This is a genomic window from Aestuariivirga sp., from assembly GCF_965227715.1.
Classification (GTDB): Bacteria; Pseudomonadota; Alphaproteobacteria; order Rhizobiales; family Aestuariivirgaceae; genus Aestuariivirga.
Genome location: NZ_OZ245771.1, coordinates 3165563 through 3183809, shown reverse-complemented (window position 1 = coordinate 3183809; position 18247 = coordinate 3165563). Strand labels below are relative to the sequence as shown.

At 61.3% G+C, this 18247-nt stretch carries 20 protein-coding genes; 8 read left to right on the top strand and 12 right to left on the bottom strand.

Translation table 11 applies throughout. From position 1 onward, the window contains the following. Positions 1-72 precede the first annotated feature (72 nt). The 3 genes from ACO06F_RS15170 (at position 73) to ACO06F_RS15160 (ending at position 2272) form a co-directional block, all read left to right on the top strand. The gene (locus ACO06F_RS15170; protein WP_421693585.1) at positions 73-390 is read left to right on the top strand and encodes a co-chaperone GroES; all 318 of its coding nucleotides are present in this window, start codon (positions 73-75) and stop codon (positions 388-390) included. A 55-nt stretch (positions 391-445) separates the two neighbouring features. After that, entirely contained in the window at positions 446-2068 is a 1623-nt protein-coding gene (gene groL, locus ACO06F_RS15165; RefSeq protein ID WP_421693584.1) for a chaperonin GroEL, read from the top strand. 75 nt (positions 2069-2143) lie between these two features. Further along, a complete protein-coding gene (locus tag ACO06F_RS15160; RefSeq protein WP_421693583.1) occupies positions 2144-2272 on the top strand; it encodes a hypothetical protein in 129 nt (42 codons plus the stop codon). 23 nt (positions 2273-2295) lie between these two features. On the opposite strand, the gene ACO06F_RS15155 is transcribed toward ACO06F_RS15160, so the two are convergent. Continuing rightward, complete coding sequence (locus tag ACO06F_RS15155) at positions 2296-2646, bottom strand: nuclear transport factor 2 family protein (RefSeq protein ID WP_421693582.1); 351 nt, start codon at positions 2644-2646, stop codon at positions 2296-2298. Positions 2647-2761: 115 nt separating this feature from the next. Here ACO06F_RS15155 and ACO06F_RS15150 point away from each other — a divergent pair, with 115 nt between their 5' ends. Next, a complete protein-coding gene (locus ACO06F_RS15150) occupies positions 2762-4141 on the top strand; it encodes a mechanosensitive ion channel family protein (RefSeq protein ID WP_421693581.1) in 1380 nt (459 codons plus the stop codon). Positions 4142-4263: 122 nt separating this feature from the next. Here the strand turns inward: ACO06F_RS15150 and ACO06F_RS15145 are convergent, their stop codons facing one another. Genes ACO06F_RS15145 through ACO06F_RS15135 form a run of 3 tightly spaced genes read right to left on the bottom strand, consistent with a single transcriptional unit; the run spans position 4264 to position 7577 of the window. After that, positions 4264-5250 carry an LLM class flavin-dependent oxidoreductase gene (locus ACO06F_RS15145; RefSeq protein WP_421693580.1) on the bottom strand — a complete coding sequence of 329 codons (987 nt, stop codon included), beginning with the start codon at positions 5248-5250 and terminating at the stop codon, positions 4264-4266. Between the two features lie 3 nt (positions 5251-5253). Further along, positions 5254-6207, bottom strand: a complete 954-nt coding sequence (locus ACO06F_RS15140; protein WP_421693579.1) for a UDP-glucuronic acid decarboxylase family protein — start codon at positions 6205-6207, stop codon at positions 5254-5256. A 5-nt stretch (positions 6208-6212) separates the two neighbouring features. Next, positions 6213-7577 carry a UDP-glucose dehydrogenase family protein gene (locus ACO06F_RS15135; RefSeq protein ID WP_421693578.1) on the bottom strand — a complete coding sequence of 455 codons (1365 nt, stop codon included), beginning with the start codon at positions 7575-7577 and terminating at the stop codon, positions 6213-6215. 288 nt (positions 7578-7865) lie between these two features. Between ACO06F_RS15135 and ACO06F_RS15130 the strand changes: the two genes are divergently transcribed. The 4 genes from ACO06F_RS15130 to ACO06F_RS15115 all read left to right on the top strand — a co-directional run bounded on the left by ACO06F_RS15130 (position 7866) and on the right by ACO06F_RS15115 (position 10054). Then, positions 7866-8117 carry a NepR family anti-sigma factor gene (locus ACO06F_RS15130; protein WP_421693577.1) on the top strand — a complete coding sequence of 84 codons (252 nt, stop codon included), beginning with the start codon at positions 7866-7868 and terminating at the stop codon, positions 8115-8117. A gap of 2 nt (positions 8118-8119) precedes the next feature. Further along, positions 8120-8716: a sigma-70 family RNA polymerase sigma factor gene (locus ACO06F_RS15125; protein ID WP_421693576.1), complete on the top strand. Its 597-nt coding sequence runs from the start codon at positions 8120-8122 to the stop codon at positions 8714-8716. A 61-nt stretch (positions 8717-8777) separates the two neighbouring features. Next, positions 8778-8936, top strand: a complete 159-nt coding sequence (locus ACO06F_RS15120; RefSeq protein ID WP_421693575.1) for a DUF3309 family protein — start codon at positions 8778-8780, stop codon at positions 8934-8936. Continuing rightward, complete coding sequence (locus tag ACO06F_RS15115; protein ID WP_421693574.1) at positions 8933-10054, top strand: AI-2E family transporter; 1122 nt, start codon at positions 8933-8935, stop codon at positions 10052-10054. The genes ACO06F_RS15120 and ACO06F_RS15115 overlap by 4 nt, the downstream gene beginning before the upstream one ends. On the opposite strand, the gene ACO06F_RS15110 is transcribed toward ACO06F_RS15115, so the two are convergent. The 8 genes from ACO06F_RS15110 to ACO06F_RS15075 all read right to left on the bottom strand — a co-directional run bounded on the left by ACO06F_RS15110 (position 10051) and on the right by ACO06F_RS15075 (position 18204). Then, entirely contained in the window at positions 10051-12171 is a 2121-nt protein-coding gene (locus tag ACO06F_RS15110) for a PAS domain-containing sensor histidine kinase (protein ID WP_421693573.1), read from the bottom strand. The genes ACO06F_RS15115 and ACO06F_RS15110 overlap by 4 nt on opposite strands. Before the next feature lie 206 nt (positions 12172-12377). Next, on the bottom strand, positions 12378-12533 hold the full coding sequence (locus ACO06F_RS15105) for a hypothetical protein (protein ID WP_421693572.1): 156 nt from the start codon (positions 12531-12533) through the stop codon (positions 12378-12380). A 1-nt stretch (position 12534) separates the two neighbouring features. After that, positions 12535-12996 (bottom strand): hypothetical protein, encoded by a 462-nt coding sequence (locus tag ACO06F_RS15100; protein WP_421693571.1) that lies wholly within the window; start codon positions 12994-12996, stop codon positions 12535-12537. A 102-nt stretch (positions 12997-13098) separates the two neighbouring features. Further along, entirely contained in the window at positions 13099-14175 is a 1077-nt protein-coding gene (locus ACO06F_RS15095) for an ABC transporter ATP-binding protein (RefSeq protein WP_421693570.1), read from the bottom strand. Between the two features lie 7 nt (positions 14176-14182). Then, a complete protein-coding gene (locus ACO06F_RS15090; RefSeq protein WP_421693569.1) occupies positions 14183-15010 on the bottom strand; it encodes a carbohydrate ABC transporter permease in 828 nt (275 codons plus the stop codon). Continuing rightward, positions 15010-15927 carry a carbohydrate ABC transporter permease gene (locus tag ACO06F_RS15085; protein ID WP_421693568.1) on the bottom strand — a complete coding sequence of 306 codons (918 nt, stop codon included), beginning with the start codon at positions 15925-15927 and terminating at the stop codon, positions 15010-15012. Before ACO06F_RS15085 ends, ACO06F_RS15090 begins: the two co-directional genes overlap by 1 nt. Before the next feature lie 85 nt (positions 15928-16012). Continuing rightward, complete coding sequence (locus ACO06F_RS15080; RefSeq protein ID WP_421693567.1) at positions 16013-17269, bottom strand: ABC transporter substrate-binding protein; 1257 nt, start codon at positions 17267-17269, stop codon at positions 16013-16015. A 38-nt stretch (positions 17270-17307) separates the two neighbouring features. Beyond that, a complete protein-coding gene (locus ACO06F_RS15075; protein WP_421693566.1) occupies positions 17308-18204 on the bottom strand; it encodes an N-acetylmuramic acid 6-phosphate etherase in 897 nt (298 codons plus the stop codon). Positions 18205-18247: the final 43 nt, after the last annotated feature.

Here is an 18247-nt window from a genome sequence, read left to right as displayed (position 1 = left end):
GCATGAACAGCCACGCGCGCTCAACCCGCAAGCGCGCTGCGCACCCTCATGCCCAATCGAAAGAAACACCCCATGAAATTCCGCCCACTGCACGACCGCGTCGTCATCAAGCGCGTTGAAGAGGACACGAAGACGAAGGGCGGGATCATCATCCCTGAGAACGCCCAGGAAAAGCCGATGCAGGGCGACGTTATCGCCGCCGGGCCAGGCGCCCGTGACAAGCTCGGCAAGATCGTACCGCCGGGCGTGAAGGCAGGTGACCGGGTGCTGTTCGGCAAATGGTCCGGCACCGAAGTCAAGATTGACGATACGGAGTATCTGATCATGAACGAGGCCGACATCATGGGCATCGTCGACGTGGCGGCCGGCTCCAAGAAAGCCGCTGCCTGAACCAGGGCCTGCAGCACTTCCTTCCAATCTCAGATTATTTCAAAGGATAATTTCAATGGCTGCCAAGGACGTAAAATTTTCGGGCGACGCACGTGACCGCATGCTGCGCGGCGTCGACATTCTGGCCAATGCCGTCAAGGTGACGCTGGGCCCCAAGGGCCGCAACGTGGTGATCGACCGTTCTTATGGGTCGCCGCGCATCACCAAGGACGGTGTGACGGTTGCCAAGGAAATCGAACTCGAAGACAAGTTCGAGAACATGGGCGCCCAGATGCTGCGCGAAGTTGCCACCAAGACCAATGACATGGCAGGTGACGGCACGACCACGGCCACGGTTCTCGCACAGTCGATCGTGCGGGAAGGTGCCAAGGCGGTGGCGGCCGGCCTCAACCCGATGGACATCAGGCGGGGCGTTGAGCTTGCAGTGGCCGCGGCCATTCAGGACCTCAAGAGCCAGTCGAAGATGATTGCCTCTTCAACCGAGATCCAGCAGGTGGGCACGATTTCCGCCAATGGCGAAACCGAAATCGGCCAGATGATCGCAACCGCGATGGACAAGGTCGGCAAGGAAGGCGTGATCACGGTCGAAGAAGCCAAGAGCATGGAGACCGAACTCGAGATCGTCGAGGGCATGCAGTTCGACCGCGGCTATCTTTCGCCCTACTTTGTCACCAACGCCGACAAGATGGTGGCCGAGCTCGAAGACCCCTACATTCTTCTCCATGAGAAGAAACTTTCCAACCTTCAGGCACTGCTGCCAATTCTGGAAGCAGTGGTGAAGGAGGGCGCCCCCCTCGTCATCATTTCGGAGGACGTGGAAGGCGAAGCGCTTGCGACACTCGTCGTCAACAAGCTGCGCGGCGGCCTGAAGGTTGCGGCCGTGAAGGCACCTGGCTTCGGCGACCGCCGCAAGGCCATGCTGGAAGACCTCGCAGTTCTGACCGGTGGCCAAGTGGTGTCTGAAGACCTCGGCATCAAGCTCGAGAATGTGACGCTCGCCATGCTCGGCCGCGCCAAGCGCGTGCGCATGGACAAGGAGACCACGACCATCGTCGACGGCAGCGGCGAGAAATCCGCGATCCAGTCCCGCATTGCGCAGATCAAGGCGCAGATCGAGGACACGACGAGCGACTATGACAAGGAAAAACTTCAGGAGCGGCTTGCCAAGCTTGCAGGCGGCGTTGCCGTCATCAAGGTGGGCGGCTCAACCGAAGTCGAGGTGAAGGAGCGCAAGGACCGCGTGGACGACGCGCTGAACGCCACGCGCGCCGCCGTGGAAGAAGGCGTTGTGCCAGGGGGCGGCGTTGCCCTGCTCCGGGCCAAGACTGCCGTGGACAAGCTGACGTCCAACAACCCCGACATCCAGACCGGTATTCGCATCGTTTCACGCGCGCTCGAGTCGCCGCTTCGCCAGATTGTGGAGAATGCCGGCGTGGAAGGTTCGATCGTGGTTGGAAAGCTGCTTGAAAAGACCGGCAATCACGGCTTCAATGCGCAGACGGAAGAATATGTCGACATGGTTGCGGCCGGCATCATCGACCCGACGAAAGTGGTGCGCATCGCGCTGCAGGACGCAGCATCCGTTGCTTCGATCCTCATCACCACCGAAGCGATGATTGCAGAGCGCAGCAAGGAGAGCCCGCAGACGCCGTCCATGCCCGCCGGCATGGGCTTCTAGGAACACACTGCCAAGACTGACCTGCCGCGGGGCATTCCCGCGGCAGCCACCGCCTAAACCGGGAGGATCCAAGACATGGCCAAGGGCGAACAGAGAAGCAACCGCGAGAAGAAGAAGCCAAAACAGGAAAAGGCGAAGCCCGCCCCGGCGGCCTCGCCCTTCGCAGTTCCAAGTGCCAAGAAACCACCTGGCGGAAAGAAGTAACGGGGGCTTTCGCCCCCTGATCTTCAATCAGTCCAGCGGATGAATTTCAGGCTTCGGATCAGCCCCCCTCGCACCTCATAGATTGCCATGATGTGAAGGGGGCCGGTGGGGAGGCCCGACACCGTTTCCTTGTCGATGGCGTGGGTGGGGCCCTCAAGCCGCTGGTGAACGACACAGTGAAGCTGGGGGTTATCCGCGAAGCGCTTTGTATAGACGCTGCGGATCTCATCGAGCCCGCTGCAGATCAACTGCCCGGTGACGAGATCCGATATGGTGGCGTCGGGCGCAAAGAGCGCACAGTAGCCATCAATATCATGCGCGTTATAGACCTCAAGCTGGCGGTTGACGACGTCTCGGGGGGAAGGATGATGCATGGCGGTGATTTTAGTGTGGCGGCAAGCCCGTGTCACTGCCCAAAGCAAGGCCCGCTGGCTTGGCTAATCGTGCAGCGTGCGATATGAGCGCAGCGGGACCGCAGGGAAGGTGAGCATGCTGGCGAGAATAATGGGTGTGGTTGCCGCTGTGATGCTGCTGCTTGCCGTTGCGGCCCAGCCGTTGAAGGCGCTGGATGGGAGCCTTGCCGGATCTTTTGCCGACATTGCGGTTGACCATTCAACGCCCGAGGGAAACCTCAGAACCTTCATGATGGCCGTGCAGCGCCTCATCATCCGCACCGAGGCCCGGGAATGGGCGCGGGCGCATTATGATGCGTGGCTCTATCCGCCCCTCGGCGCGCAAGAAAAAGCGGAAATCAGGCTTCTCAGGGACGACGTTCTCGATTCCATGGATCTTTCGGCTTTCCCCGAATGGCGGCGCGATTCCGCCGGCATGGAGACGGCCTTCATGCTGTGGGAAATATTGCAGGCGCAGCATGTGACGAAGAACAGCCCCTTCCGCAAGCTGCGCGAGGGGTTGTGGACCCTACCCGGCAGCTACGTGCAGATGGGAACGATCAATTCGGGCATGCGTCTGGGAGACGTCGTCTTCACCCAGGACACGATCGAGAACGTGCCAGCACTCTATGGATCCTTCGCCGCAAGACATGCAGGACCGGCCTTCAGCCCCTACCGCTACTTAACGGAAACGCCGGGCGGGGTGACGCCGCCACGCTGGGCGGGGGTGGTTCACAAGCTGCCGCATTTCCTGAGCTGGGAGTTCGGCTCCAACACGATATTCCAATGGGCGGTCTCGGCCATCATCCTGGCCGCGATTGGCGGAATTCCGATGCTGCTGGGGCGTTTCATCCAGAACCGCAGCCTGCGCTGGTTTGCCCGCGCGGTGATAACTGGCCTGCTGGCGCAGGTCGCCACTGGCATCCTCATTGACCAGGCCGGGCTTTCGGGCGCAGCCGCCACGCTCATCACCCTGCTGCTGATGATGCTCTATTATGGCGCCATCGTCGCCTGCGTGCTGATCATCGGGGAATGGGTGGGCAAGTGGTTCTCGGACATTCAGGAAGCACAGGATGAAACCTTCGATTCGAGCATCATCAGGCTGGCGACGCGCGTCGTCTCGGTGATGACCGGTCTGGGCATCCTGATCTATGGCCTGAGCAAGACGGGCGTTCCAGTGTTCGGCATCATCGCAGGCTTCGGTGTGGGCGGCCTTGCCTTCGCGCTTGCCGCGAAGCCGACGCTTGAGAATATTCTGGCAGGCGTGATCCTGTTTCTCGACGGGTCCATCAAGGTGGGCGACGTGATCGACAGCCCGCCGCTTTCCGGCACGATCGTCGATATCGGCATGCGCTCCACCCGCATCCGCAGCGAAGATGGCGGGCTGATCAGCGTAACCAATTCGGAACTCGCCGACAAGGTGATCAAGAATGTGTCCCGGCGCGTGACGGAGGCGGGCGGAACGAAAGGCGCGTGACCGCGGCCCTGGGCAAGCCGCTCCAGAGCTTATGAAAGCTGGGTGCATGGTGCCTCGATAGCCGGATCAGAAGCCAAGCGGCGGGCGGCTGGGCCTTCACCTTTCCGCGGTCATTCGGGGATTCACGGCGAGAGCGCGAGGTTCTTCAGCAGTTCGAAGGACTTGAGCTTCGCCTGCTGATCATAAATAGCAGACGCGACGATCAGCTCATCAAGGCCGGTGCGGGCAAGGAAGTCCTTCAGGGTACGCTCGACGGTGGCGGGCGAGCCGACGAAGGAACAGGCCATCATGCGGGAGGCATGCATCTTCTCGACGGGCGTCCAATAGCTCTCGATATCGTCAATCGGCGGCTGCAGGAGGCCGCGCTCATTCCGGATCATGCCGACGAAGCGCATCTGCACGGAAGTGAAGAGACGGCGGGCTTCTTCATCCGTCTCGGCGACGACGATGTTGGCGCCGGCCATGGCATAGGATTGCGCCAGCTGCCGCGACGGTCGGAAACGCTCGCGATAAAGCGCCAGCGCCTGCTCCAGCGCATCCGGGGCGAAGTGGGAGGCGAAGGCATAGGGAAGGCCCAGAAGAGCTGCGAGCTGTGCGCCATAGAGGCTCGAGCCCAGGATCCACAGCGGCACATCGGTTCCCGCACCGGGCACGGCGCGGATCGCCTGGCCGGGCTCAGGGGCCCCCAGGAACGCCTGAAGTTCCAGCACGTCATCCGGAAAGGACTCGGCCGCCGTTGCATCCCGCCGCAGGGCGCGCAGGGTTGCACGGTCCGTGCCAGGTGCGCGGCCGAGGCCCAGATCAATCCGGCCGGGAAAGAGCGAGGCGAGTGTTCCGAACTGTTCCGCAATCACCAGCGGCGCATGGTTCGGCAGCATGATGCCGCCGGCACCAACCCGGATCCGCGCCGTATGGGCCGCGAGATGGCCGATCACCACGGCGGTGGCCGCACTGGCGATCCCTTCCATATTGTGATGTTCCGCGACCCAGAAACGCGTGTAGCCCAATGCTTCGGCGTGGCGGGCAAGCTCCGCACTTTCCCGCAGTGCATCTCCAGGGGTGAAGCCCTGGCGCACCGGCACGAGATCGAGGACGGAGAGGTCCACCATGGCTCAGACCAGGCTGTTGAAATAGGTGATGGTGCGCTGCAAGCCTTCGGCGAGATCGACCTTCGGAGTCCAGCCGAGCTTGTCCTTTGCAAGGGTGATATCGGGCTTTCGCTGCCGCGGATCATCCGCTGGAAGCGGCATGTGGATCAGCTTCGAGCTTGAGCCGGTAAGCTTCAGCACCTGTTCCGCGAGTTCGATCATGGTGAATTCGCCGGGGTTGCCGAGATTGACGGGACCAGTGACTGACGTATCTGACTCCATGAGCCTGAGGAAGCCTTCGACGAGATCGTCGCAATAGCAGAAGGACCGCGTCTGCGAACCATCACCATAGATCGTGATGTCTTCTCCGGCGAGCGACTGGGTGATGAAGTTGGAGACGACACGGCCATCCTTCGGGTGCATGCGCGGCCCATAGGTGTTGAAGATACGGGCAACCTTGATCTTGACGCCATGCTCACGGTGATAATCGAAAAACAGCGTTTCGGCGCAGCGCTTGCCCTCGTCGTAACAGGCCCTTGTGCCGATCGGGTTCACATGGCCCCAGTAATCCTCCCGCTGCGGGTGGACTTCCGGGTCGCCATAGACCTCGCTGGTCGAGGCCTGGAAAATGCGGCAGCGCAGGCGCTTGGCGAGACCCAGCATGTTCATCGCACCCATCACCGAGGTCTTGGTGGTGAGAACAGGATTATATTGATAGTGTACAGGCGAGGCGGGACAGGCGAGATTATAGATCTCGTCCACCTCGAGCTTGAGGGGATTGCACACATCATGCCGGATGAATTCGAAACGCGGATGATTATGCAGGTGCTCGATGTTGCGCTTTGTGCCGGTGAACAGATTGTCCACGCAGATCACCTCATGCCCCTGCTCGATCAGGCGGTCCGTGAGGTGGGAACCGAGGAAGCCTGCGCCGCCGGTGACGAGGACGCGCTTGCGGCTTTCATAAAGACGGGCCATTCCGGTTACACCGTTCCCGACTTGAAAGGGATGATCTCCGCCTTGTGCGCATCGGCGGGCACGATGGGGCTGCGGCCGATCGAATGATAGACCATGCCGGAGCTCCTGGCATCTCCCAGGGAGAGCAGATTGCGGAAATCGACCATCACCGGCTGACGCATGCCCCGTGCGAGGCGCTTGAGATCAAGACCGCGAAACACGTTCCACTCGGTGAGGATCGCCACGGCATCTGCCCCGATGGCCGCGGAATAGGCATCCGCGCACCACTGCACGTCCTCGAAACTCTGGCGGCCGTTGTCCATGGCCACCGGATCGAAGGCCGCGACAGAGGCACCCCGCTTCTGCAGCTCGGGGATGACGGTGAGGGCCGCGGCGTCCCGGATGTCATCCGTCTCCGCCTTGAAGGCGATGCCCAGGAGCGCGATCTTCTTTCCGGCCAGCGTTCCGCCGACGGCAGCCTGGATGCGCTCCGCCAGCTCGCGTTTCCGCTGCTCATTGGCGCTGATCACATTCTCGACGATGGTGAAGGGGTTGCCCTGCTGGCGCGCCGTATGGGCCAGAGCGCGCGTGTCTTTCGGGAAGCAGGAGCCGCCGAAGCCGGGGCCTGGCGAGAGAAACTGCAGGCCGATGCGCTTGTCGAGGCCCATGCCGCGGGCAACATCCTCTATATCCGCGCCTACGGCCTCGCACAGATCGGCCAATTGGTTGACGAAGGCAATGCGCGTGGCGAGGAAAGTGTTGGCAGCATATTTAATGACCTCTGCCGCCTCGCAAGAGGTCACGAGGAGCGGAACGTTCTTGGCCGAAAGCGGACGATAGAGCTGTCGCAGCGCCCTTTCCGCACGTTCCGAGCTTACCCCCACCACCACGCGGTCCGGGCGCAGGAAGTCTTCCACGGCGGAGCCTTCACGCATGAATTCGGGGTTTGAGGCCACTTCGAAATCACCATCGGGCCTTGCCTTGGAAATGATCTCCCGGAGCTTCGCGGCCGTGCCGACGGGCACCGTGGATTTGGTGACGATCACCGTAAAGCCGTTCATCGCCTTGGCGATCTCCTCGCCCGCGGCATAGACGAAGGACAGATCGGCCGCGTCTTCGCCCTCACGCGTGGGCGTCCCAACCGCGATCAGTACCACATCCGCACCGGCGACGGCCTCAGCGAGCCTGTCGGTGAAGGTCAAGCGGCCGGCCTGGCGGTTGCTGGCAACAATCGGCTGCAGGCCCTGTTCATAGATCGGGATCTTGCCCGCCTCGAGCATGGCGAGTTTCCGGGGATCGCGGTCAACACAGGTCACTTCATAGCCGAAATCCGAAAAACAGGCCGCCGAGACCAGCCCGACATAACCTGCGCCGATGACCGTGATTTTCATGCGACTGTCCTTGCCCTTCGATGAGGTCTGCGTTTTCGAATGTCCGGCTTCTTAGACCGTTCCGGATTGTGAGGAAATACCCGATCTGCGAGTGGCGCCTTGCGCCGTCACACGGTCCAAACCGCCTCTCTGCCTACTACAGAACAGTCGACCTGGGGGTTCTGTGATCCACTGGGCACAGTATTCTTCGCGGGTTGAAAAAACACCCTGCGCGGGAACCATTCTCTCTGCCAAGCCCTTAACAGACCAGCATGATTTAAGGAGCGGGGCGTACCGGCAGGGGCAAAAATGCCGTGGGTCCAATTAAAGAATATGAATACGACTGGAGAACACCAAATGGCCCCCATTCGCCGGGCGGGGCAGGGATTCCACAAGCAGCCCGTGGCAAGGCTTCGCCCTGCAGTGCATGAAATGATTGGTCGGCGGCTGAGGCTGCACTACGAAGACTTGGAGCAGCAGCCTTTGCCAGGCCGGCTCACGAGTTTGCTGGAGGAACTCGACCGGCAGGCAGAGGACCCGTTTCCGCCACGGCGGAACTGAACATGCCAGGCCCGCAGCCGAACACAGCCAGTACAGCTGCCGGTGAGCGCCCGGAGGCGCGGCGGGAGGACGCCGTGCGCGCTTTCCGGCACGAACTGTTGGCCGTAATTCCGAAGCTCCGGGCCTTCGCGCTGTCTCTCGCGTCGCACCCGGACTTTGCCGATGACCTTGTGCAGGAAACGCTGATGAAGGCCTGGAACCACCAGCAGAGCTTTCAGGAAGGCACCAACATCAAGGCTTGGCTGTTCACCATTCTGCGCAATGAATATTTCAGCCAGCTGCGGAAACGCCGTCGCGAGGTGGAGGATGCAGACGGCGACTATGCGGCAAGCGTGATGACCCCGGGAAGCCAGGAAAGCCAGCTTGACATGGCGGATCTGCGAATTGCGCTCCAGCAGCTCCCCGACGATCAGCGCGAGGCGGTGGTGCTGGTGGGCGCCTCGGGCTTTTCATATCAGGAAGTGGCCGAGATCTGCCGCGTGCCGGTGGGCACGGTGAAAAGCCGCGTCAACCGCGCCCGCAACAAGCTGGCGGTGCTGCTGGGGGGCGCCCATGGCCGCAATGGCGAGGAAGCGGACGATCCATCGGAACACAAGTGAACTCTCATGCGTTTGGGGCTGCCTCAACTGTGGCCGCCTCATTTGAACAGGAGCACTTTCCATGACGCTCGGCACCATTCTGATCATCATTCTCATCCTCATTCTCATCGGCGCCCTGCCGAGCTGGGGCTATAGCCGCAGCTGGGGATATGGCCCTTCCGGCATTCTCGGCATCGTCGTGGTCGTGATCCTCATCTTGATCCTGATGGGACGCATTTGACCCCTGAGGGTTCACAACACTTCCCAGAGGCCCGCCTGCTGCTCCACATCAGGCGCATTGCGGCGGGCCTTCTCATCATCGCTTCGATCGCAGCCGTCTATTTCGGGCGCGATTTTCTCCTCCCCGCAGTCTTCGCTTTCTTCATCGCCATTACCCTACGCCCGCTGGTGCGGGCCATGTCCCGCCGGGGAATTCCTGCGTGGGCCACGACGGCCGTTATCGTTCTGTGCGCCACATGTCTGGTCGCTTTGGCCGTCTATGCCTTTGCGGGCGCCATCGCCCAGTGGATTGCCGATGCGCCGCGCATTCAACGTGAGTTCCTAGAAAAGATCTCCGGCCTCCGATCCTCACTCGATAACCTCATCAACATCTCCCGCAGCATCCAGGAAGCGGCAACGCCCACCGCTGACCCCGATGTGCAGAAGGTGGTGGTGTCGGAGCCCATGTTGCCCACGATGTTCAGCATGGTGGCAGGATATCCGCTGAACGTGATCTTCGTGGCGAGCGGCTCCATCGTGATCGCGGTCTTTCTGATGGCATCGGGCGATCTCTTTTACGAGAAGCTGATCCGGGTGATGCCAAGTTTGTCGGACAAGAAGGCGGCACTTCGCATCGCCCTCGACGTTGAGCGCGAAGTTTCGGCCTACCTCCTGTCCATTACCCTCATCAACCTGGTGCTGGCCTGCTGCGTGGGCCTGGCCTTCTGGGCGATCGGGTTTCCCACCCCGCATCTTTGGGCGCTGTTCGCCTTCATCCTGAACTACATCCCCTATCTTGGCCCCATCACCGGCCTCGCCTTTTCGGCCATGATCGGGCTCGTGGCCTTCGACACCATGGGTCAGGCCCTGCTGGCACCCATCATTTATGGCGCGTTGATCGGCCTTGAGACGCAGGTCATCACACCTGCCGTGTTGAGCCGGCGCATGGAAATCAACGCCGTGATGATCCTGCTGTCGCTTGCCTTCTGGGCCTGGTGCTGGGGAATTGCGGGCGTCGTCGTTGCAGTGCCAACTCTCGTGACCTTCCGCGTGCTGTGCAGCCATGTGGATGCACTCTCAGGCTTCGGCGAATTCCTGTCTCAGAAACAGGCGCCGGCAGAGCCTGCGGACACGGCCTAAAGAGCAAACTCGAGCTTGTAGATGAGGCCGTCTTCCAGAAAGCGCTGGGTGACTTTCTGGGCGCTCGAGGTGATGAGCAGCGTGCCAAACCCCTTGAAGGCAGGTTTCTTCTCGAGCTTCGGCCCCCCATGCTCACGCCACATCAGGCAGAGCTTGGACTTGGTCGCCGTCCAGACGACGTCGACATGGCCTTCAGGGACGGAGAGCGAGCCGTATTTGGCAGCATTTGTTCCAAGCTCGTGCAGCACCAGGCCAAGCTGTGTGGCGACCTCCGCACTCAGCAGAACCTCAGGTCCCTTGAGTCGGAAACGCCCATCATAATCATGCACCATGGCCGCCACCTGGTGGCGGATAATGGTCTCCATGCGGGCTCCGCCCCAATCTGCCTCCGTGAGAAGGCTATGGGAGGCCGCGAGACTGCGGATGCGGCCTTCGAAAGCATCAACGAAGTTCTTGGGGCTCGAACTTGACCGCAGTGTCTGCCGGGCGACGGATTGCACCACGGCCAGCGTGTTCTTCACCCGGTGTGAAAGTTCGCGCAGCAGCATGGCCTGGCGCTTTTCCCAGGTCTTTCGCTCGGTAATGTCCTGATCGATGCCGCGCGCAGAGACTGGCCGTCCACGTTCGTCCTTGATGACGTCGCCTGCGAGTGCAGTCCAGATTTCCGTGCCGTCAGGGCGGAGAATGGGGAATTCGAGCGTGAAAGAGCCGCCCTGCAGCATGGCCTTGGCGAAGTCTTTCCGCGCCTTGCGGCGGTGCGATGGCGAAATGCGCTGGGCAAGCTGCTCGCGCGAAGGCAGGCCCTTCGCGGGATCAAGCCCATAGAGTGCGAACATCTCTGGCGACCAGTGGAGCTCGCGGCGGCGCAGATCGAAATTCCACGCGCCTGCCCGCGCACTCTTGAGCGCGAGCCGCATGCGCGCTTCGTTCTCACGCAGCAGTTCCGTCTGCCGTTTGCGCTCGGTCACATCCCGCGCGATGGTTGAAGCGCCGACCACCATGCCCTGCGCGTTCAATATGGGCGAAACGGACACAGCGAGATGAATGCGCCGGCCGGAACGGTGAAGCCGCACGGATTCATGTGACGGCACCGACTGGCCGATGCGCACCGTGTTGAGGATGTTGATCTCCTCATGCTCGCCATCTTCCGGAATGAGCTTCCAGATCGACTCGCCGATCATTTCCTCGGCTGTGTAACCGAAGAGCCGCTCGGCACCCTTGTTCCAGCTGGTGACGACTCCACGCAGCGTCTTGGCGATGATGGCCTCCTCGGAGGATTCGACAATCGCCGCGAGGCGGGCCGCAGCTTCTTCCGCCGCCTTGCGTTCGGTGATGTCGATCATCACACCAAAGGATTCAAGCGGTGCGCCATCGACCCGCCGTACCACTTCGCCGCGCGACAGGAGCCAGCGCACGCGTGGGCCGGGGACAGTGAGCCGGAACTCGACTTCGATCCGGTTTCCCGGCGTCCTCGCCCGGTCATGCGAGCGGCGCCAGGCCTCGCGGTCATCCGGGTGAATGGCACTTTCCAGCGCCTCGGGCGTCCCGTCAAACTGCTTCCGGTCAATCTCCAGCAGGGCCAGCAATTCGTCCGTGAAGGTGAAGCGGTCCGCCACCACATCGAAATGCCAGGCAGCCATGCGCGCAGCCTCGAAGACAACCGTGCGGAGCCTGGCGGCCTTGCGCAACTCGCGCTCGACGCTGATGCGGGCGGACACATCAATGATGGCGCCGCGAATTCCTGTAAGGCGGCCCTCGGCATCGAACTCGCCAGCACCCCGGTCCAACGCCCAGAACTGCTTGCCGGTGCGCGTGTTCTGCACCCGGTATTCGACTTCATAGCTGGGGCTTGCGGGCGTCAAGGACGCCTGGGCACTCTCATATTGCGGACGGTCTTCCGCAAAGATCACGGTGGACCAGGCAGCAGCCGGCCCCGCCGCGGGAACACCCAAAATGTCGGTGCAATTGTCCGACCGGACCATGAAGCCCGTTGCGCAATCGATTGAGTAAAAGACAATGCGGGCGACACTAAGCGCCTGCAGGGCCCAACCTTCTTCGCCCTGCATGACCGTACCGTCCTTCGGGCTTTGCCCCCGATTGTTCTGTCGATCGAACATTTCCGCCGCCAATGACCATCGAGACTCACGCATACTTACAAACTGCGGAAGCTGCCCGAGGGCGCGCACCGCCTGAACCATGGCCATGTAACTCTGGAGTTCTGCAACCAGGACTGGCCAATCCCGCCTGCGCTCGCTCAAATTCTGCAAGCCGGACAACAACGCGCAGCGCGGCAGAATTGTTCCCTGCCGCGCCGCACATGCAATCAGCGGATGAATATGAGGAACATAAAGGCGATCACCACGCCCGCAAGACCGAAGATCAACACGTAGATGTTGTAACCTGGCCGCGCCTGGCGGGCTTCCGTCTGGGTGAGCTCGATTTCCTTATGTTCCTCATCCTTCCCGCGCCTGATTTTCATATCAGCGCGCCGGCGTCAGATCGTCGTGGTGGCGAGACACCGCAAAGCGAGCATGCTCATGACGGAGAACGGGATCGGCAACCGCAGGCAGCTGAAGCACGCGGGCGCGCTGGCACTCATTCAGAAGCGCCAGCTTGATGATCCGGCCATCCGCAAGTTCGATGGCATCATGATGGGTATGCGGATTGTCGAGATCGACCTGACGAAACCGGGCGAGCGTGGCCTTGGCCATGTCAAAGCCGAGGCGGGCCTTCAGCTGATTGACCAGATGGCCCCACAGCCCGTTGTAGCGGACGGGTTCCTCAAACGCGAGTTCCGTGCCGGGCAGCAGGCAGACGGCAACGCCCGCCTCCTGTTCGGCGGCGAAGCCGCGCGTCGGCGTCATCGGGAAGCTGCTTGTCACCAGTCTGTCGCCCATCACAGCGGCTCGGCTGATCTGATTTTCCAGGCTATAGTCGCACATCGAAGCACCTCAGAGCTTTGCAAGCCGTCCGGTCCCGAACCCTGTGTTCGTTTCGGGTGAACGTCGCGCGGTGATGAAGGTTCCTGCGGCTGAAGCTGCGATTCAGCCGATGCGCTGGCCGCCGGCATCGAAAAGATGAAGGTGTTCAGGATCGAGCACCGCCACCGCGCGATCTCCTGGCTTCAACCCTGTCTCACCGCGAATTTCCGCAATCATTAGCCTCTCTTGGCGGAGGCGGAGATGGGCGAAACCGGATTCGCCCAGCCGTTCGATGATATCGACAGTCGCAGAGAGATGAAGGGACGTCTGAACCTCCGCCGCGGCCGCAATCCTCATATGCTCCGGCCGAACTCCCAGCGTGACGTTCGAACCGGCAGCAAGACCATGGGTCGGGACCGGCAGACGCTGGCCTTCGCCAATGTCGAGACCGCCTTCAGACAGGACCCTGCCCTCGAGAAAATTCATGGCCGGGGAGCCGATGAATCCCGCGACGAAGAGATTGGCAGGCCGGTAATAGAGATCGAGCGGCTTGCCCTGCTGCTCGATGCGGCCGTGGTTCATCACCACGATCTTGTCAGCAAGCGTCATCGCCTCGACCTGATCATGCGTCACATAAATGATCGTGGCGCTGAGCAGGCGGTGCAGCTTCGCAAGCTCCACGCGGGTGTTGATCCTGAGTGCGGCATCGAGGTTGGAGAGCGGCTCGTCAAAGAGGAAGACCTGGGGCTTGCGCACGATGGCCCGGCCGATGGCCACACGCTGGCGCTGGCCGCCGGATAGTTCACGCGGACGGCGCTTCAGCAAGGGCTCAAGTTGCAGGATGCGGGCCGCTTCCGCCACGCGCCGCGCGATCTCATCCTTTGGAGTGCCTGCGAATTTGAGGCCAAAGCCCATGTTCGCAGCAACATTCATGTGGGGGTAGAGCGCGTAGGACTGGAACACCATGGCGATTTCGCGCTGGGCGGGAGGCAGATCATTCACCGTGCGTCCGCCGATGGTGATAAGTCCGGCCGAGACCGGCTCAAGCCCCGCTACGGCGCGGAGCAGCGTGGACTTGCCGCAGCCGGAGGGGCCCACGAGCACGACAAAGGCGCCATCCTCCACCTCAAGATCAATGTCCTTCAGCACCTCCACGGGGCCAAATGATTTCTTCAAGCCTTGAATGCGGACATCCGCCATCAGCGCCTCACTTGACAGCACCCGAGGTCAGGCCCCGGATCAGCTGGCGGGAAAATATGACATAGAGCACGAGCACCGGCACAATGGCCGTGGAAAGTGCGGCAAGCACCGCGTTCCAATCCGTGATGTATTGCCCGAGGAACTGCTGGACGCCCAGAGTGATTGTCTGCTTGCCGCCAGTGGGGGCCAGAAGCAGTGGAAACCACAGATCGTTCCACACCGGGATCATGGTGAAGACGGCAACCGTTGCCATGGCCGGGCGCAGCAGCGGCAGGATGATGTGGAAAAAGATGTTATATTCCGAAAGCCCATCACAGCGCGCCGCTTCCCGCAGGTCCTTCGGGATCTGGGCGATGAATTCCGAGAGGATGAAGATGGCGAGCGGCAGGTTCTGCGCGGTATAGACGAGGATGAGAGCGGTCAGCGTGTTGATAAGGTTGAGCTCCGCCACGAGCTGGATGATCGAGACGGAACCTAAGCGGATAGGCACCATAATGCCGATCGAGAGATAGAGCGCCAGCAGCGTGTTCCAGCGGAACTTATACTCCGACAGGGCCCAGGCCGCCATTGAGCCCAACAGCAGGGTCAGGACGATGGTGCCGGCGGTGACCGAGAGTGAGTTCAAGTAATAGAGCCCCACCGAGCTGTCCCCGAAAACCTTGCTGTATCCGATGGGATCAAAATTGGTGGCGCCGGGCGGCCGCAACGGCGTGTTGAAGATCGCCTTCCGCGCCTTGAAGGAATTCATGACCACGAGCACGATGGGGAACAGCGCCAGCAGCGTGTAAAGCCCCAGCACGGCGTGAACGGCAATGGCGGAGGCAGGCTTGCGCATCAGAAACTATACCTCTGCATGCGGCGCTGGATAAGGAAGAGATAGACCATGACACCCATGAGGATGATCATGAACATCATCGTGGCGATGGTGGAGCCCATGGACGGGTCACCCAGCTGCAGCTGATTGCCAAAGAAGGTGCGGTAGAACAGCGTGCCCATGATGTCCGTCGCGAAGTTGGGCCCCGCAAGCGCGCCCTTCATCGCATAGATCAGATCGAATGCGTTGAAGTTGTTGACGAAGGTCAAGACCGAGACCAGCCCGATGGTGGGCCAGATCAGCGGCAGCTTGACCCAGACGAAGGCCTGGAACTGGTTCAGGCCATCAACCGTGGCGGCATCGATCAGCTCATCCGGAATGGCGAGCAAGGCCGTGTAGATCAGAATCATCGGGATGCCGACGAACTGCCACACGGAGATGAGGGAGACCGTGAGAAGTGCGGTTGATTCCTCCCCCAGCCATGGCCCGAAGAGAAATCCCAGCCCGAAGAACTGCAGGAACATCTTGGCGATGCCCCAGAGCGGCGAAAGGATGAGCTGCCAGGAGAAACCGATGACCACGACTGAGAGCATGGTGGGCATGAAGATCAGCGTGCGGTAGGTGGCGCGGAGCTTGAGCTGCTTCAGGCTGAGGAGGGCCGCAAGCGCCAGCCCCACCGGATTTTGCACGCCCATGTGGATCAGAAAGAAGATGAAATTATTGCGCAGCGCGTTCCAGAACGGCGCGGACCAGGTGGGATCGAACAGCAGCGTGTGGAAATTACCAAGCCCGTTCCACAGATATGTGCCGTCCTTCTGGTGGCTGTAGAGCGAGTTGAGGATCGTTGCGAGCAACGGATAGATTGAGAAAACCGAATAGACCAGCAGTGCGGGACCCAGAAAAAACATCAGCAGCCGCAGGAATGTGCCCCGCGGCATGCCAACTGGTCCGCTGTGATGTTCTGAATTCATTGCAACTGGAAGAGCCGCGCGCCGGTACCGGCGCACGGCCACAACGCGTCAGTTACTTCTGCTGCGGTGCATACCACTTTTTCAGCCCATCCTCGAGCTGGGTGGTGGCTTGTTCCGGCGTCATCGCACCATTGATCACCTGCGCGGAGACGTTCCACATTTCGTTTTCGAGATTGGGCGTGCCTCGTGACAGGATCTGGTAGGAGTTGCGGATCGTCGACTTGCATTCGCCGCGCCAGTTGACGAAGGTCTGCGCCACATCATCCTTCAGCTGCACCTTTGCATTGGAGAGCGGGAAGAAGCCCGGCAGCTCATTGCCGAGGATATTGGCGAATTCCTCAGAGCCGATCCAGTCCAGGAACACCTTGGCATCGGCCGGGTTGGCCGTCTTTGCATTCATGCCGATTCCGATATCCGTGTGGTCGGAGATATAGCACTCCGTTGCACCTGCCGGCAGCGGCGGCTTGAAGGCGCCCATGTTGACGTTCTGGGCATGGAAGGTCGAGATATCCCAAGAGCCCGCCGCATAGATTGCACCCTTGCCGAGGCCGAAGAGGTTCTGGCTGTCAGGGTAAGTCTGGGCCTTGTAGCCATCGCCCAGATAGGGCGCCCATTTGGCGAGTGTTGCGAAGGTGTCGACATAGGCCTTGTCCGTGAGCTTGCCCGTGCCGTCAATCAGAGCCTTGCGGCCTTCCTCGCCCTTCCAGTAATTGGGGCCGATGTTCTGGAAGCCCATGGTGGCGGCCTCCCACTGGTCATTGGTGCCCAGCACCAGCGGCACATAGCTGCCATTGGACTTGATCTTTTCAAGCAGCGCGAAGAACTCTTCCTCGGTCTTGGGCTCGGTGAGGCCCAGCTCCTTGAAGATATCCTTGTTGTAGATGAAGCCGTGAATGACGGACGCCATGGGCACGCAGAATGTGGTCTTGCCATCATCCGTGGTCCAGGCGCTCTTGGCCACGTCGGAGAAATTCGCCATGGAGGGCAGATCATTCACTGGGGCGAGATAACCCTTGTTGAACAGCTCCAGCGAGGCATCGAAGGGGCGGCAGGTGATGATGTCTCCCGCTGTGCCGCCTTCGAGCTTGGCATTGAGCGCGGCGTTATATTCCTTCGGCGCCGTGGGGGTGAAGGTGATGGTGATATCCGGGTGCTTGGCCTGGAAGGCGGGAATGATCTTCTCCTTCCAGATCGCCGCATCGTCATTGCGCCAGCTCTCGATCGTCAGCTGGCCGGCAGAGGCGGCCGTGGATAGCGCCAGGCTCGCGGCGGCGGCGAGCAGCAGGGTCTTCAGTCCTGTCCTAAGCATGTGGGTTTCACTCCTCCCGTTGGTTTTCTGTTTCGCCATTATGCGTCGGCAAGGCGTGACATGGCCAGCCTCAAGTTGCCTTTTGCCCCCACAAGCAGCTGCTGCGCCGCAGCAATGCTCTGTGCACCCGCACAGAGGAGGACGGCGGGCTTGACCTGGCCCTGGGCAGCCGCGAGCGCTTGCTCCGCACGCGCGCCATCGACCATCGCGATACGGGCAATTATACCAGCGGCACGGTCCCTCAGCTTGGCGTTGCCGGCCTCGACATTCACCATGAAACCATCGTGGACCGCACCGAGTCTGATGTGGGTGAGCGTGGACAACAGATTGAGGGCCGCTTTCTGTGCCGTGCCGGCACCAAGGCGCGTGGACCCGGCAATCACTTCCGGCCCTGACTCAAGCAGGATCTCAAGATCGGTCACAGCGGCAAGCCTGGAGCCCGGATTGTTGACGACGGCAATGACGAAGGCCCCCTTCTCCCGCGCCCGCTTCGCGGCAGATACAGTGAAGGGCGTGGCGCCAGATGCGGCGATGGCGAGCATCGTATCGCCCGCCCCGCAGAAACGGGCCTGCGCCGCGCCATCAGCTTCATCATCCTCCGCATCGGCCAGCGTCTCGAACATTGCGGCACGACCGCCGGCGATAAGATAGGCGATCTGCTCCTCCTTCATGCCGAAGGTGGCGGGAAGCTCAGACCCGTCCTGAACGCCGATGCGGATGGAGGTGCCAGCACCGGCATATATGAGGCGGCCACCTGCCGCGAGACGCTCAGCCAGAATACCGGCGGCGGCGGCGATGGCGGGAATGGCTTTTCGGACGGCGGCAATCGCGCGCTCCTGCCCTTCAGCCAGGGCCTCGAGAATGCGGGCATCGGGCCAGGTATCAATGCCGCGATAGGCCCCGGCCTGTTCAGTGTTTCTTTGCTGTGCGCTCATGCGGGGGAGCCTATCTCATCTTCCGTGAGACGCCAGCCCTTCC

What these genes read in the sequence shown, in the direction of transcription:
- ACO06F_RS15140 (WP_421693579.1), bottom strand. Translation starts at nt 6,207, where the DNA reads ATGGCCCGTCTTTATGAAAGCCGCAAGCGCGTCCTCGTCACCGGCGGC.
- ACO06F_RS15135 (WP_421693578.1), bottom strand. Translation starts at nt 7,577, where the DNA reads ATGAAAATCACGGTCATCGGCGCAGGTTATGTCGGGCTGGTCTCGGCG.
- ACO06F_RS15080 (WP_421693567.1), bottom strand. Translation starts at nt 17,269, where the DNA reads ATGCTTAGGACAGGACTGAAGACCCTGCTGCTCGCCGCCGCCGCGAGC.
- ACO06F_RS15090 (WP_421693569.1), bottom strand. Translation starts at nt 15,010, where the DNA reads ATGCGCAAGCCTGCCTCCGCCATTGCCGTTCACGCCGTGCTGGGGCTT.
- ACO06F_RS15095 (WP_421693570.1), bottom strand. Translation starts at nt 14,175, where the DNA reads ATGGCGGATGTCCGCATTCAAGGCTTGAAGAAATCATTTGGCCCCGTG.
- ACO06F_RS15110 (WP_421693573.1), bottom strand. Translation starts at nt 12,171, where the DNA reads ATGTTCGATCGACAGAACAATCGGGGGCAAAGCCCGAAGGACGGTACG.
- groL (WP_421693584.1), top strand. Translation starts at nt 446, where the DNA reads ATGGCTGCCAAGGACGTAAAATTTTCGGGCGACGCACGTGACCGCATG.
- ACO06F_RS15100 (WP_421693571.1), bottom strand. Translation starts at nt 12,996, where the DNA reads ATGTGCGACTATAGCCTGGAAAATCAGATCAGCCGAGCCGCTGTGATG.
- ACO06F_RS15125 (WP_421693576.1), top strand. Translation starts at nt 8,120, where the DNA reads ATGCCAGGCCCGCAGCCGAACACAGCCAGTACAGCTGCCGGTGAGCGC.
- ACO06F_RS15085 (WP_421693568.1), bottom strand. Translation starts at nt 15,927, where the DNA reads ATGCCGCGGGGCACATTCCTGCGGCTGCTGATGTTTTTTCTGGGTCCC.
- ACO06F_RS15145 (WP_421693580.1), bottom strand. Translation starts at nt 5,250, where the DNA reads ATGGTGGACCTCTCCGTCCTCGATCTCGTGCCGGTGCGCCAGGGCTTC.
- ACO06F_RS15120 (WP_421693575.1), top strand. Translation starts at nt 8,778, where the DNA reads ATGACGCTCGGCACCATTCTGATCATCATTCTCATCCTCATTCTCATC.
- ACO06F_RS15130 (WP_421693577.1), top strand. Translation starts at nt 7,866, where the DNA reads ATGCCGTGGGTCCAATTAAAGAATATGAATACGACTGGAGAACACCAA.
- ACO06F_RS15150 (WP_421693581.1), top strand. Translation starts at nt 2,762, where the DNA reads ATGCTGGCGAGAATAATGGGTGTGGTTGCCGCTGTGATGCTGCTGCTT.
- ACO06F_RS15075 (WP_421693566.1), bottom strand. Translation starts at nt 18,204, where the DNA reads ATGAGCGCACAGCAAAGAAACACTGAACAGGCCGGGGCCTATCGCGGC.
- ACO06F_RS15160 (WP_421693583.1), top strand. Translation starts at nt 2,144, where the DNA reads ATGGCCAAGGGCGAACAGAGAAGCAACCGCGAGAAGAAGAAGCCAAAA.
- ACO06F_RS15105 (WP_421693572.1), bottom strand. Translation starts at nt 12,533, where the DNA reads ATGAAAATCAGGCGCGGGAAGGATGAGGAACATAAGGAAATCGAGCTC.
- ACO06F_RS15170 (WP_421693585.1), top strand. Translation starts at nt 73, where the DNA reads ATGAAATTCCGCCCACTGCACGACCGCGTCGTCATCAAGCGCGTTGAA.
- ACO06F_RS15155 (WP_421693582.1), bottom strand. Translation starts at nt 2,646, where the DNA reads ATGCATCATCCTTCCCCCCGAGACGTCGTCAACCGCCAGCTTGAGGTC.